10 protein-coding genes are annotated in these 14,492 nt (G+C 56.7%); 6 read left to right on the forward strand and 4 right to left on the reverse strand.

Features of this window, described 5'->3' with window-relative positions; translation table 11 throughout:
- Window positions 1-19 precede the first annotated feature (19 nt).
- Window positions 20-1,078, forward strand: a complete 1,059-nt coding sequence (gene ygjJ / locus RS584_RS16730; protein WP_315748352.1) for a protein YgjJ — start codon at window positions 20-22, stop codon at window positions 1,076-1,078.
- Between the two features lie 15 nt (window positions 1,079-1,093).
- Window positions 1,094-3,445: an alpha-glucosidase gene (gene ygjK, locus RS584_RS16735; protein WP_150326051.1), complete on the forward strand. Its 2,352-nt coding sequence runs from the start codon at window positions 1,094-1,096 to the stop codon at window positions 3,443-3,445.
- 89 nt (window positions 3,446-3,534) lie between these two features.
- On the opposite strand, the gene RS584_RS16740 is transcribed toward ygjK, so the two are convergent.
- From RS584_RS16740 to aegA, 3 genes are all read right to left on the reverse strand, one after another.
- Window positions 3,535-4,578 (reverse strand): DUF1176 domain-containing protein, encoded by a 1,044-nt coding sequence (locus RS584_RS16740; RefSeq protein ID WP_023295117.1) that lies wholly within the window; start codon window positions 4,576-4,578, stop codon window positions 3,535-3,537.
- A gap of 106 nt (window positions 4,579-4,684) precedes the next feature.
- A complete protein-coding gene (gene nudK, locus RS584_RS16745) occupies window positions 4,685-5,278 on the reverse strand; it encodes a GDP-mannose pyrophosphatase NudK (protein ID WP_017692952.1) in 594 nt (197 codons plus the stop codon).
- Window positions 5,279-5,345: 67 nt separating this feature from the next.
- On the reverse strand, window positions 5,346-7,322 hold the full coding sequence (gene aegA / locus RS584_RS16750) for a formate-dependent uric acid utilization protein AegA (protein WP_315748353.1): 1,977 nt from the start codon (window positions 7,320-7,322) through the stop codon (window positions 5,346-5,348).
- Between the two features lie 152 nt (window positions 7,323-7,474).
- Between aegA and narQ the strand changes: the two genes are divergently transcribed.
- Both narQ and acrD read left to right on the forward strand, forming a co-directional pair.
- On the forward strand, window positions 7,475-9,169 hold the full coding sequence (gene narQ, locus RS584_RS16755) for a nitrate/nitrite two-component system sensor histidine kinase NarQ (protein WP_315748354.1): 1,695 nt from the start codon (window positions 7,475-7,477) through the stop codon (window positions 9,167-9,169).
- A gap of 141 nt (window positions 9,170-9,310) precedes the next feature.
- Window positions 9,311-12,424: a multidrug efflux RND transporter permease AcrD gene (acrD, locus tag RS584_RS16760; RefSeq protein ID WP_017383494.1), complete on the forward strand. Its 3,114-nt coding sequence runs from the start codon at window positions 9,311-9,313 to the stop codon at window positions 12,422-12,424.
- A gap of 109 nt (window positions 12,425-12,533) precedes the next feature.
- Here acrD and ypfM read toward each other — a convergent pair whose 3' ends face one another.
- A complete protein-coding gene (gene ypfM / locus RS584_RS16765; protein WP_015572204.1) occupies window positions 12,534-12,593 on the reverse strand; it encodes a protein YpfM in 60 nt (19 codons plus the stop codon).
- 387 nt (window positions 12,594-12,980) lie between these two features.
- Between ypfM and RS584_RS16770 the strand changes: the two genes are divergently transcribed.
- Window positions 12,981-13,337: an ArsC family reductase gene (locus RS584_RS16770; protein WP_015572203.1), complete on the forward strand. Its 357-nt coding sequence runs from the start codon at window positions 12,981-12,983 to the stop codon at window positions 13,335-13,337.
- A 3-nt stretch (window positions 13,338-13,340) separates the two neighbouring features.
- Window positions 13,341-14,468 carry a succinyl-diaminopimelate desuccinylase gene (gene dapE, locus RS584_RS16775; RefSeq protein ID WP_017383496.1) on the forward strand — a complete coding sequence of 376 codons (1,128 nt, stop codon included), beginning with the start codon at window positions 13,341-13,343 and terminating at the stop codon, window positions 14,466-14,468.
- The last annotated feature ends 24 nt before the right edge of the window (window positions 14,469-14,492 follow it).

Consider the following 14,492-nt stretch of genomic DNA (forward strand, 5'->3'; position numbering starts at 1 on the left):
ATCTCATTGGGATGAGTTTATGAAAAGTAAACAAAAAACATTGTGGGCACTCGCTGCCCTCTCTTTCTGCTGCCCTGCTATTGCCGCAGAAGATGCCCGGCCCGCTGAACATGACGATACCAAAACACCGGCAATAACCTCCCCGTCATTTCGTTTTTATGGCGAGATGGGCGTCGGTGGGTATATAGATTTAGAAGGTCAGGATAAACATAAATACAGCGACGGCACTTATATTGAGGGCGGTCTGGAGATGAAACAGGGGAACTGGTTCGGCCTGATTTACGGCGAAGGCTGGACCGTACAGGCGGATCATCAGGGCAACGCCTGGGTGCCCGATCACAGCTGGGGCGGGTTTGAAGGTGGGATTAACCGCTTCTACGGCGGTTACAAAACTGATAACGACACCGAGATCATGCTCAGCCTGCGCCAGGACTCGTCTCTCGATGACCTGCAATGGTGGGGCGATTTTACGCCGGATCTGGGTTATGTGATCCCCAACACCCGCGACATCTTGTACGCACTAAAGGTGCAAAACCTCTCCGGCAACCTGCGCTATAGCGTCACCGCCACGCCAGCGGGTCACCATGACGAAAGCAAGGCCTGGCTGCACTTCGGCAAATACGATCGTTATGACGACAAATATACCTATCCGGCAATGGCGAATGGCTATATTCAGTACGACATCATGAAAGATGTCACCTGGATGAACGGTCTTGAAATTACCGACGGCACAGGCCAGCTCTTTTTAACAGGCGTTTTGACACCCAACCTGGCGGCACGCGCGTGGCATCATACCGGACGGGCAGACGGACAGAACGTCTCCGGCACGGAGAGCGGATTTATGGTCAGCGCCATGGTGGAAGCCCTGAAAGGCGTTTATCTCTCCACTGCTTACAGCTACGCGAAACATCATCCGGACGATGCGGCTGAAGAAACTACCTCGTTTATGCAGTTCGGGATCTGGTACGAGTACGGCGGCGGGCGTTTTGCCACCGCTGCCGACAGCCGCTTCTATATGAAAAATGCCTCCGGCGACCCGAGCGATCAGGTCTTCCTGATGCAATACTTCTACTGGTAAAAAGGATCTACCACCATGAAATACGTCCTCACGCCGCTGGCCTGCGCGCTGGCGCTCAGTTTTTCGGCTCACGCCGCCACCGCAACTGACTTCAAAAACGTCATCAACCGTACCGGCGCGCCGCTCTTCATGCAGGATTTCGACTACGACGACCACCAGCGGTTTAATCCCTTTTTTGATATGGGTGCCTGGCATGGGCATTTGCTGCCGGACGGGCCGCAGACCCAGGGCGGATTTCCCGGCGTAGCGCTGCTCACCGAAGAGTACATCAACTTTATGGCGACGAATTTTGATCGCCTGTCCGTTTATCAGAACGGTAAAAAAGTGGATTTCACCCTTGAAGCCTACAGCCTCCCTGGCGCGTTGGTGCAGAAACTGAGCGCCAGGGATGTTCAGATCGTGATGACGCTGCGCTTTGCTTCTGCGCGTACTTCGCTGCTTGAAACCCGTATTACCAGCAAAACGCCGCTGGAGCTGGTGTGGGACGGCGAGCTGCTGGAAAAACTGGAGGCCAAAGAGGGCAAGCCGCGTTCGGATAAAACCATCGACAGCGCATATCCTGATTATCAGCGTAAAATTGTAGCCACGCGCGACGGCCTGAAGGTGACCTTCGGCAAGGTACGCTCTACCTGGGATCTGCTCACCTCCGGCAGTTCCGAATATCAGTTACACCGCTCTCTTCCTGCCGAGACCACCGTTGACGGACATCGCTTTACCAGCCGGGCACAGATTTCCGGCAGCACCACGCTGTACACTACCTACTCCCATCTGCTGAACGCCGATGACGTCGCGCGTGAACAGCCGCAGATCCGCGACATTCTGGCGCGTCCGGCCTACTTTATGGCCGCCTCGCAAGCGCGCTGGGAGAGGTATTTACAAAAAGGGTTAACCAACCCGCACGCGACTCCAGAACAAACGCGCGTGGCGGTGAAAGCCATCGAGACGTTGAACGGTAACTGGCGTTCGCCAGGCGGCGCGGTGCGTTTTAACACGGTGACGCCCTCCGTAACCGGACGCTGGTTCTCCGGCAACCAGACCTGGCCGTGGGACACCTGGAAACAGGCATTTGCCATGGCGCATTTCAACCCGGAGATCGCCAAAGAGAACATCCGCGCGGTCTTCTCCTGGCAGATCAAACCCGACGATCCGGTGCGCCCGCAGGATACCGGATTTGTGCCGGATTTAATCGCCTGGAACCTGAGCCCGGAACGAGGCGGCGACGGCGGTAACTGGAACGAGCGTAACACCAAGCCGAGCCTGGCGGCATGGTCGGTGATGGAGGTGTATAACACCACGCAGGATAAAGCCTGGCTTGCCGAGATGTATCCAAAACTGGTTGCCTATCACGACTGGTGGCTGCGTAACCGCGATCATAACGGCAACGGCGTGCCGGAGTACGGTGCGACGCGTGATAAGGCCCATAACACCGCTACCGGCGAGATGCTGTTCACGGTGAAAAAAGGTGATAAAGAAGAGTCGCTTTCCGGCCTGAATAACTACGCACGGATAATCGATAACGGCCAGTACGACAGCCTGGAGATCCCCGCGCAGGTGGCCGCCTCGTGGGAGTCCGGGCGCGATGATGCCGCCGTATTCGGATTTATCGATAAAGCGCAGCTGGATAAGTACGTTGAAAACGGCGGGAAACGCAGCGACTGGACGGTTAAATTTGCCGAAAACCGGAGTAAAAAAGGCGATCTGTTAGGGTATTCCTTATTACAGGAGTCCGTTGACCAGGCAAGCTATATGTACAGCGACAATCACTATCTGGCGCAGATGGCGAGCCTGCTGGGTAAAGAGCAGGAGGCCAGCCACTATCGCCAGCTGGCAGATAAGCTCGCAACCTATATCAACACCTGCATGTTCGATGCGAAAAGCGGGTTTTACTATGACATTCGTATTGAGGATAAGCCGCTGGCGAACGGCTGTGCGGGCAAACCTATCGTCGAGCGCGGTAAAGGGCCGGAAGGCTGGTCTCCGCTGTTTAACGGTGCCGCGACGCAGGAACATGCAGATGCCGTGGTCAAGGTGATGCTGGATCCGAAGGAGTTCAATACCTGGGTACCGCTCGGCACCGCCGCGCTGACAAACCCGGCGTTCGGCGCAGACATATACTGGCGCGGCCGGGTCTGGGTCGATCAGTTCTGGTTTGGACTAAAAGGCATGGAACGTTACGGCTATCGTGAGCAGGCGCAAACCCTCGCCGAAACCTTCTTTAAGCATGCGAAAGGGTTAACCTCGGACGGCCCGATTCAGGAGAACTATAACCCCCTGACCGGAGCACAGCAGGGCGCACCTAACTTCTCCTGGAGCGCGGCGCATTTGTATATGCTGTATAACGACTTTTTCCGTAAGAGCGATCGGTGATGCCCTCGTGCCCGGTGGCGGCTACGCCTTACCGGGCCTACGGTTCTAAAAAGTAGGCCGGGTAAGCGACAGCGCCACCCGGCAAAACCCTACCTTGTGATCCACAGCGTGGGCCAGGCATCTGGCCCATTCCAGTTATCACAGCTTGGCTCTTCCGCGTAGCGTACCAGGCGGAAGCGCTGGCCGTTAAAACGCCAGCGGGTCTGGATCCCACAGTCGCCAATCCCGCGTCCCAGCGCCAGCGTGGTCAGCTCGCGCGTTTTTTCGTCGAAGCTGGCATTCATCAGCTCCATGTCGCTACTCTGGCTGGAAGGGGTAAACGGCAGGCGCAATCTCACGCTCCTGGCCGAAAATGGTTTTTTACGCGACACCAGCCACGCCAGGTCGACGGTGTTGTACGCCCCCGCCTCACAGCTGATGATCATCAGCGCTTTGTCATCGGTCAGCGCGGTCACGCGCACTTCACGCCGGTTCGGATCGAGAGAGCACTGGCTGTGGTTCATGCGCCAGGTACCGTAATCCAGCAGATCGTTGAGTTCGTTATGCGTCAGCGGCGTTGGCGTGGGGTTCACCACCGCCACCTTTTTTAATGCCGGCGCAGGCGGCACGCTCAGCGGTGGACTATCCCCTTTTTTAATCCACGCCGTTTCACTTCCGACGCGTTTTTGCTGGGCATCGATAAACAGCAGCGCCGCTTTCAGACCGGCCAGAGAAATTGTCTGCTTCCCCCCGCGCAGGGTCAGCGCCTGCCCTTCCTGAATGGTTTTCAGAAACGTGGTGATGGTGGCCGTATCGTCTGTTTTAAGATGCCAGGGGGCTAACTGCCAGTGTTGCGACGTGAGTTTAAGCGGCACATTGTCGAGTAGCAGGCGCGGGGCGATGTCAGGCTCTTTCACCGGTGGCGCCGAAAGCCCGCCGAGATCGATGCGCAGGCTGGCGTCCGTTTTTGCCCCCGCACTGCGGCTCAGCGTCATGACCAGACCGCGATGCTCGCCGGTATTGCGCGCTACGCAGAAGTTCTGGTTATTGCAGGTCACCTGCCAGTCTGAAAAAGACTGCTGCGCAGGCGCAGCCCACACCAAAGGCGCGGGAAGCACGCAAATGAAGAAGAGAAGATAAACGCAGTAGCGCATGAACGGCACAGCCCCGGAAACGAATAGGTCAATCTGGGGCGTATCTTCGTGCCCAGGGCGGGCTGGCTCAATCGGATTTATCGGATAGATTTATCTGAAATACAACTTATCGCGCTTCCGCCGCCGCATTCATCAGCCCGCTGGTTTGCAGATACTGCAACAGGATCACCGCTTTACCGTCGCGGATCTCGCCGCGTTTCACCATGTCGACAGCCTGAGCGAAAGGCATTTCCAGCACTTCAATGTCTTCATCGTCCACGCCGCCGCCCCGGTGCGTGCGCTGAGCATCGGTATATTCCGCAATGAAGAAGTGAACCAGCTCGGTAACCCCGCCAGGGGACATAAACAGCTCAAAGACTTTCTGCACCGCACCCACTTCAAAACCCGTCTCCTCAATGGCTTCTTTGCGGATACACACTTCCGGCTCATCGTCATCAAGCAGACCTGCACAGGTTTCAATCAGACGTCCGTCCGCGTTGCCATTGACCCATGTCGCGATGCGAAACTGGCGGATCAGCACCACGCTTTGCTTTTCACGGTTATACAGCAGGATGGTTGCACCATTGCCCCGGTCGTAGACTTCGCGTTTATGGCGAATGACGTCCCCGTTCTTACGGGTGAGATCGTAAGTGATGTTACGCAGGACAAAGTAATTTTCAGAAAGGATTTTGTCTTTAATAACGGTAATGTTCAGGGACATACGGGCTCCACGGCAAAATGAGTCTGTTTATACTACGCCGTGAAGCCCGCTTTGTCGCCCGTCTGCATTAATGCATGTTGCGCGGCGGCACGCCAAGCCAGTCCATGATCCCCTGCCCGGCATGACGCCCTTCCGCCATCGCGGTGACCACCAGATCCGCACCGCGTACCGCATCACCGCCAGCAAAAATCTGCGGATTCGAGGTCTGGTAGCGATAACGGCTCTCCACGGAGGCCCTGATCCGCCCCCAGTCGTCGGTGTCGACGCCCTGCGCCTGAAGCCACGGCATGGCGTGCGGATTAAAACCAAACGCCATGATCACCGCATCCGCTGGCATGACAAACTCACTGCCCGCCACCGGGACAGGACGCCGCCGCCCCTGCGCATCCGGCTCGCCCAGCCTGGTGCGCAGCATCCGGATACCGTTAACCTTCCCGTCGGTATCCAGCGTGAGCTCAACCGGCTGGACATTAAATTCAAACGCTGCGCCCTCTTCTTTCGCGTTTTTAACCTCTTTCTTTGAGCCCGGCATGTTGGCCTCGTCCCGCCGATAGGCGCAGGTGACTTTCGCCGCGCCATGCCGCAGCGCGGTGCGCACGCAGTCCATCGCCGTATCGCCCCCGCCGAGCACCACCACGTTTAAACCCTGTGTGTCGATAAACGGTTCGTCTGCGGCAGGATCAAGGCCCATCACGTTCCGCGTGTTTGCCACTAAAAACGGCAGCGCGTCGTACACGCCCGGCGCGTCTTCGTGAGGGATACCCGCTTTCATGGAACGATAGGTCCCTACGCCGATGAACAGGGCATCGTAGTCGTTTTGCAGTTGGGCCATCGACACGTCTTTTCCCACCTCGCAGTTCAGCTCGAAGCGGATGCCCATCGCGCTGAATATCTCTCTGCGCCGCGCTAACAGGGATTTATCCAGCTTGAAGGCCGGAATACCAAAGGTCAGCAATCCGCCGATTTCCGGATGGCGGTCGTAGACCGTCACGCCGACGCCGCTGCGCACCAGCACGTCGGCGCAGGCCAGCCCTGCCGGACCGGCGCCGATGATGGCGACGCGCTTACCGACCGGCTTAACGTGGCTGACGTCCGGCGTCCAGCCCATCGCCAGCGCCCGATCCGAGATATACCGTTCGATATTACCGATGGTTACTGCCCCTGACGCATCCCGCAGGGTGCAGGCGCCTTCACATAATCGATCCTGTGGGCAGACGCGGCCGGTAATTTCCGGTAAACAGTTAGTCTGGTGAGAAAGCTCAGCCGCACCGACGATATCCCCCGCCCCGATCCGCTCAATCCACTGGGGAATGTGGTTATGCAGCGGGCAGGTCCACTCGCAAATGCTATGCTCGCCACATTTCAGGCACCGGGAAGCCTCGCGCTGCGCCTGTTCCGGGCGAAACGGCAGGTAGATCTCGTTAAAATGGTATGCGCGTGCTTCGGGGCTGAGCTTATCTGGCTCACCGCGCGCCGGGGTGTTTTGCATCTGTTGCCGTTTGGTTTGCGGAGGGACTGACTGAACCGCCTCGCTGTGCCACGGCAGCGCGTCCAGCCTTGCACTGCGCTGTCGGCGCTGTTTAACCAGCTTATCCAGCACGGCTGGGGTGGCGAGCGTAAGCACCTCCGCCGGGCAGTTTTCCACGCAGGCCGGGCCTTGCGGCCTTTCCAGGCAGAGGTCGCATTTGTGCGCCGAGGCCTTTACGATGTCGTTTTCCAGCGGGGCGATCAGCATGTCCATCATGCCAAACGGACAGGCCACCACGCAGGCTTTACAGCCAATGCATTTTTGTTGATTGACCTGTACGCTGTCGCTGTGTTGCGTGATGGCTCCGTTCGGGCAGCTTTGCGCGCAGGGCGCGTTTTCACAGTGGTGGCAGGTCACAGGGCTTTTTCGCAAGCCTGAGGTAAGGACCGTAATGCGGGGATGAAAATGTCGCTCGCTCAGCGCGTGCTGTTCCCCGTTGTGCGCCATCACACAGGCGACTTCGCAGGCGCGACAACCGATACACTGCTGAGCATTGGCCATAATAAAACGATTCATAACAACACCTGTTTTTGGTTCAATAACCTTATTTTTTCTATTGTTATCGTATTTACCCACAGCGGCATGGCGACGCAATGTTCAAATGCCCAGGAAGCCGAACTATTTCCAGTGAACCTGTGGCAGATCAATTTAATTCAGGAAGCTGATGAGTGACCGTTAAACGCCCCGTATCGGGAAGCCTGGCTCGGGCTTTCTTTTCGATGATTGTCTTGTCCGTTCTGATCAGCGCCATTGCGCTGGTCACACTCGCCAGCAGCCAGCGCGACGCCGAGGCGATTAACATCGCCGGCTCGCTGCGTATGCAGAGCTACCGCCTGGGCTACGAAATGCAGCGCGCCGGCCCATCGCTGGCAGAGCACCGCGCGGTCTGGCAAAAAACGCTGAGCGCGCCTGCGTTGCAGAAGCTAAACCGCTGGTATGTGCCAGAGGACGTCAAACAGCGTTACCAGCAGTTGCACCTTGGCTGGCAGGAGATGGACACGCGCATCGCCAGCGGCGATACCGGATGGTATCAGAACCACATAGAGGATTTCGTGGGCCGGATAGATGCCTTTGTGCTGGCGCTACAGCACTACACCGAACATAAAATTCAGCTGGTGATTTTCATGTCGCTGACGGGTGGCCTGGGCATCCTGCTGCTGGCGGTGGTGACCCTGCGGCGCATCCGCCGTCAGGTTGTGCTGCCGCTGAATAATCTGGTGGCGGCGAGCGAGCGTATCGAACAGGGGCAATTCGACACTCCCGCGCCGGATACTACGCTTCCCAACGAGCTGGGCCAGCTTTCCCTCGCCTTCAACCATATGTCGGCGGAATTACACACCCTGTACCGTTCACTTGAGCGCTCCGTTGCTGAAAAAACCCGCCACCTGAATGAAGCGCATCAGCAGCTCGAAATGCTGTTTAAATGCTCACAGGCGTTGAATACCGGGCAGATAGACAGCCACTGTTTCCGGCATATTTTGCAGATTGTGCATGACTATACGCAGATGAATTACCTGCAATTGCGCACCAGTGACGACTGGCAGCTTTACGAAGGACAGGAGTCCCCGGGCGAGAAAATGCACAATTTACCGGTGTTAATGCAGGACACCCTGTACGGCGAACTGCGCTGGCAAAGCGCGACCGGGGATGTTCCGCTGCCGCTCATGGAAAGCGTGGCGACGATGCTGGGCCGGGGGCTCTATTTTAATCAGGCGCAGAAACATTATCAGCAGCTGCTGCTGATGGAGGAGCGCGCCACCATCGCGCGCGAGCTGCATGATTCGCTGGCGCAGGTGCTCTCCTATTTGCGTATTCAGCTTACGCTACTGAAGCATGCCGTGCCAGGCGACAATGCCCCGGCGCAGGCTATCATCACGGACTTCTCCCGCGAGCTGAATAATGCCTGGCATCAGCTACGCGAGCTGCTCACCACCTTCCGCCTGACGCTCAATCACGCCAATCTTCCTGCCGCGCTACAGGAGTCTCTCGACGGGTTGCAAAGCCAGACCCGCGCGAAGCTGGTGCTCGACTGCCGTCTCTCATCGCTGGCGCTGGACGCACAAAAACAGGTGCACCTCTTACAGATTGTGCGTGAGGCAGTGCTGAATGCGATTAAACATGCCGACGCGAGCGAGATTGTGGTCAGCTGCGTCACCACCGCGGACGGTACTCACACGGTCACGATCCGCGACAACGGCATTGGTATCGGCGACGCCAGTGAACCGCCGGGGCATTACGGGCTGAATATCATGCGCGAACGCGCGGGACGGCTCGGCGGGACATTACACTTTTCTCAGCCGCCACAGGGCGGGACACAGGTCAGCGTAACGTTCCGGACGCCTGCGGCGCAGGCTGAAAAATAGCGAGAAAGAAGGCGCGCTGAAAAAAGCGCATGATAATTTACATTATCTCCTTTATTTCTCCACGTTTGACTTGGGCCTTACCGCTAAAGTTAGGCGGGCAATAAACAATAATGACGTGCAGCAAAACGAGGTCACACTTTAATGGCGAATTTTTTCATCGATCGCCCCATTTTTGCCTGGGTGCTTGCAATCCTGTTGTGTCTGACGGGTGTCCTGGCGATTACGTCCCTTCCTGTTGAGCAATACCCTGACCTCGCGCCCCCCAACGTGCGTATCACGGCGAACTACCCTGGCGCCTCGGCACAGACGCTGGAAAATACCGTCACCCAGGTTATCGAGCAGAACATGACGGGTCTCGATAACCTGATGTACATGTCCTCACAGAGCAGCGCCACGGGCCAGGCGACGGTAACCCTGAGCTTTACGGCGGGCACGGATCCGGATGAAGCGGTGCAGCAGGTGCAAAACCAGCTGCAATCGGCCCTGCGTAAACTGCCTCAGGCGGTGCAGAACCAGGGGGTGACCGTGCGTAAAACCGGTGACACCAATATTTTGACCATCGCGTTTGTTTCAACCGATGGCTCAATGGATAAGCAGGACATAGCGGACTACGTCGCCAGTAATATTCAGGACCCGCTCAGCCGTATCAACGGCGTGGGTGATATCGACGCCTACGGCTCGCAGTACTCCATGCGTATCTGGCTGGATCCCAACAAGCTGAACAGCGTGCAGATGACCGCCAAAGATGTCACCGACGCTATCGAATCGCAGAACGCCCAGATTGCCGTGGGGCAGCTCGGCGGTACGCCGTCCGTGGACAACCAGGCGCTTAACGCCACCATCAACTCCCAGTCGCTGCTCCAGACACCTGAACAGTTCCGCAATATCACGCTACGCGTGAATCAGGACGGTTCGGAAGTGCGTCTGGGGGATGTCGCCACCGTGGAGATGGGCGCGGAAAAATATGACTACCTGAGCCGCTTCAACGGCAATGCCGCGTCCGGGCTGGGGGTGAAACTGGCCTCCGGCGCCAACGAAATGGCGACCGCGCAGCGGGTGCTAGAGCGTCTGGATGAGCTGTCGCATTTCTTCCCGCACGGACTGGAGTACAAAGTCGCCTACGAAACCACCTCGTTCGTAAAAGCCTCCATCGAAGATGTGGTGAAAACCCTGCTCGAAGCTATCGCGCTGGTGTTCCTTGTGATGTACCTGTTCCTGCAAAACTTCCGCGCTACGCTGATCCCCACGATTGCGGTGCCGGTGGTGCTGCTGGGTACCTTTGCGGTGCTGTATGCCTTCGGTTACAGCATCAACACCCTGACCATGTTCGCCATGGTGCTGGCCATCGGCCTGCTGGTGGATGATGCCATCGTGGTGGTGGAAAACGTTGAGCGCATCATGAGCGAGGAAGGGCTTTCGCCCCGCGAGGCCACGCGCAAATCGATGGGACAGATTCAGGGCGCGCTGGTCGGTATCGCCATGGTGCTGTCGGCGGTATTTATCCCGATGGCGTTTTTTGGCGGCACCACGGGCGCGATTTATCGCCAGTTCTCGATCACCATCGTCTCTGCAATGGTGCTCTCCGTACTGGTGGCGATGATCCTTACCCCTGCCCTGTGCGCGACGCTGCTGAAACCGCTGCATAAGGGCGAACACCACGGTCAAAAAGGCTTCTTCGGCTGGTTTAACCGCATGTTTAACCGCAATGCGGCGCGCTATGAAGCGGGCGTGGGTAAAGTTCTGCACCGCAGCGTACGCTGGATGGTGGTTTATGTCCTGCTGCTCGGCGGCATGGTCTTCCTGTTCCTGCGGCTGCCAACCTCGTTCCTGCCGCTGGAAGATCGCGGCATGTTTATCACCTCCGTGCAGTTACCGAGCGGCTCGACCCAGCAGCAGACCCTGAAAGTGGTGCAGAAGGTTGAGAACTACTTCCATACTCAGGAGAAAGATAACGTGGTCTCCGTCTTCTCCACCGTCGGCTCTGGCCCTGGCGGTAACGGGCAGAACGTGGCGCGTATGTTTGTGCGCCTGAAAGACTGGGACCAGCGCGACAGCGATACCGGCTCCTCCTTTGCCATCATTGAGCGTGCAACCAAAGCGTTCAACAAAATCAAGGAAGCGCGCGTTTTCGCCAGCAGCCCCCCCGCCATCAGCGGCCTGGGCAGCTCAGCCGGGTTTGATATGGAGCTTCAGGATCACGCGGGTGCCGGGCATGACGCGTTGATGGCTGCTCGCGACAAGCTGCTGGAGCTGGCCGGGAAAGATCCGCAGCTTACCCGCGTTCGTCATAACGGTCTGGATGACAGCCCTCAGCTACAGGTGGATATTGACCAGCGTAAAGCGCAGGCGCTGGGCGTCTCCATCGACGACATTAACGACACCCTGCAAACGGCATGGGGCTCAAGCTACGTGAATGACTTTATGGATCGCGGCCGCGTGAAGAAGGTCTACGTTCAGTCTGCCGCCAAATACCGCATGCTGCCGGACGATATCAACCGCTGGTATGTGCGCAATAACACCGGCGGCATGGTGCCGTTCTCGGCGTTTGCGACGTCACGCTGGGAGACCGGTTCACCGCGTCTGGAGCGTTACAACGGCTATTCGGCGCTGGAGATTGTCGGTGAAGCCGCGCCGGGCGTCAGTACCGGTACCGCAATGGATATAATGGAAAAACTGGTTCAGCAGTTACCGACCGGCTTTGGCCTGGAGTGGACGGCGATGTCCTACCAGGAACGGCTTTCCGGCGCTCAGGCGCCTGCCTTGTATGCCCTTTCGCTGCTGGTGGTGTTCCTCTGTCTGGCGGCGCTGTATGAAAGCTGGTCAGTGCCGTTCTCGGTGATGCTGGTGGTGCCTCTCGGGGTCATCGGAGCGCTGCTGGCAACCTGGATGCGCGGCCTGGAAAATGATGTCTATTTCCAGGTCGGACTCCTCACCGTAATCGGATTGTCGGCGAAAAACGCCATTCTGATCGTCGAATTTGCCAATGAGATGAATGCCAAAGGTCACGAACTGATGGCCGCCACGCTGCACGCCTGTCGTCAGCGCCTGCGTCCGATCCTGATGACCTCTCTGGCGTTTGTATTTGGCGTCCTGCCGATGGCCACCAGCTCCGGCGCAGGCTCCAGCAGCCAGCACGCGGTGGGAACGGGCGTTATGGGGGGAATGATTTCGGCGACGATTCTGGCTATCTATTTCGTACCGCTGTTCTTTGTGCTGGTACGCCGTCGTTTCCCGCTGAAGGATAAGCCGGAATAACACGTTGAAATAAAAAAGGCGGCTTTACAGGCCGCCTTTTTATTGTGTGATTCTTTCACACTATGGTTATTTTAGTTAATTAAGTGCTCTTGCATTTCTTACCGGAAATTCATTTACGAAGCATGCCTTCGATAAAATCTTTCCAGTTCCCCAGTTCACGTTCAATCATAACAACCTCTCTTATTATTATGTGCATTCTACGAAAACGTATCATCATTGTGAAGCCACTTTAACCGATTGCTGTGATTGAGCCCCGCTGTGCTGGTAGGTTTAAGATCACTATGAGCGTTGTCGGGTAAATTTTATGTGACCTACAGCAATATTTTGAAATAGTCGGAAAAATGACAGCATTTTTAATTTCCCCCTGAGTTTATTGGCAATTTAAACAGGGTGGACAACTATGCTTAAAAGATGAAAGACTATTCAGCTTACAGCTGTTCGTTGAATTATGGAGAATTGTAAATCCCGAAAAATTCCGAATGTGTTATATTCCACTTAAGGATATATCTTCGAAAATATTGAACATTTAATCCACAAAAGAACAAAAGGATTCACTATGGTTGTGATGTATGGCATTAAGAATTGCGACACGATTAAAAAAGCCCGCCGCTGGCTGGAAGCACACAACATCGACTATCGCTTCCACGATTACCGTGCCGACGGGCTTGACCCCGCGTTTCTCCATTCCGCCATCAACGAACTGGGATGGGAAGCGCTACTGAATACCCGCGGGACCACCTGGCGAAAACTGGATGAATCTCTCCGGGCCACGATCAACGACGCCGACAGCGCAGCCAAACTGATGCTTGAAATGCCGGCAATCATCAAACGCCCATTGCTCTGCAAGCCAGGTCAGCCTATGCTGCTGGGTTTCAGTGAAACCCTTTATTCAGATTTATTCGTTGAGGTGTAGTCTATGTCATGCCCGGTCATTGAGCTGACTCAGCAGCTTATTCGCCGTCCTTCCCTTAGCCCGGACGACGCAGGTTGTCAGGCATTAATGATTGAGCGCCTGCGTGCCATCGGTTTTACCGTGGAGCACATGGATTTTGGCGATACGCAGAACTTCTGGGCATGGCGCGGTCAGGGAGAGACGCTGGCGTTTGCCGGACATACTGACGTAGTTCCCGCAGGCGACGCAGACCGCTGGATCAACCCGCCTTTTGAGCCGACCATCCGCGACGGCATGCTTTTCGGACGCGGCGCTGCGGACATGAAAGGTTCTCTGGCTGCGATGGTCGTGGCGGCAGAGCGTTTCGTCGCCCAGCATCCGAACCATAAAAACCGTCTTGCGTTTTTGATTACCTCCGATGAAGAAGCCAGCGCCCACAACGGCACCGTGAAGGTCGTTGAGGCGCTGATGGCGCGCAATGAACGTCTGGACTACTGTCTGGTGGGCGAACCGTCCAGCACCGAAGTGGTGGGCGATGTGGTGAAAAATGGCCGCCGTGGATCCCTGACCTGTAATTTGACTATTCATGGCGTGCAGGGCCACGTTGCCTATCCGCACCTGGCGGATAACCCGGTACACCGCGCCGCGCCGATGCTGAACGAACTGGTGGGCATTGAATGGGATAAAGGCAACGAATTTTTCCCGCCAACCAGCATGCAGATAGCCAACATCAAGGCTGGCACCGGCAGCAACAACGTCATTCCCGGCGATCTCTTCGTCCAGTTTAACTTCCGCTTCAGCACCGAACTGACCGACGAGATGATCAAAGCGCGCGTGATTGCGCTGCTCGAGAAATATCAGCTGCGCTATACCCTCGACTGGTGGCTGTCTGGCCAGCCGTTCCTGACGCAGCGCGGTAAACTGGTGGATGCGGTGGTGAACGCCATTGCGCACTATAATGAAATTAAGCCACAACTGCTGACAACGGGCGGCACGTCTGACGGACGCTTTATCGCCCGCATGGGCGCACAGGTTGTCGAACTGGGTCCGGTTAACGCGACGATTCACAAAATCAATGAATGCGTGAACGCTGCCGATTTACAACTGCTGGCCCGCATGTATCAACGTATTATGGAGCAGCTCGTCGCCTGACGGGTGCTTAAAGAGGATTAGCGA

Source organism: Enterobacter sp. DTU_2021_1002640_1_SI_PRY_ASU_LCPMC_013, from assembly GCF_032389435.1.
Lineage (GTDB): Bacteria > Pseudomonadota > Gammaproteobacteria > Enterobacterales > Enterobacteriaceae > Enterobacter > Enterobacter hormaechei_C.

Bases quoted from the DNA above. Each gene is read 5' to 3' on its own strand.
- ygjJ (WP_315748352.1), top strand. From the start codon at position 20: ATGAAAAGTAAACAAAAAACATTGTGGGCACTCGCTGCCCTCTCTTTC.
- ygjK (WP_150326051.1), top strand. From the start codon at position 1,094: ATGAAATACGTCCTCACGCCGCTGGCCTGCGCGCTGGCGCTCAGTTTT.
- RS584_RS16740 (WP_023295117.1), bottom strand. From the start codon at position 4,578: ATGCGCTACTGCGTTTATCTTCTCTTCTTCATTTGCGTGCTTCCCGCG.
- nudK (WP_017692952.1), bottom strand. From the start codon at position 5,278: ATGTCCCTGAACATTACCGTTATTAAAGACAAAATCCTTTCTGAAAAT.
- aegA (WP_315748353.1), bottom strand. From the start codon at position 7,322: ATGAATCGTTTTATTATGGCCAATGCTCAGCAGTGTATCGGTTGTCGC.
- acrD (WP_017383494.1), top strand. From the start codon at position 9,311: ATGGCGAATTTTTTCATCGATCGCCCCATTTTTGCCTGGGTGCTTGCA.
- RS584_RS16770 (WP_015572203.1), top strand. From the start codon at position 12,981: ATGGTTGTGATGTATGGCATTAAGAATTGCGACACGATTAAAAAAGCC.
- dapE (WP_017383496.1), top strand. From the start codon at position 13,341: ATGTCATGCCCGGTCATTGAGCTGACTCAGCAGCTTATTCGCCGTCCT.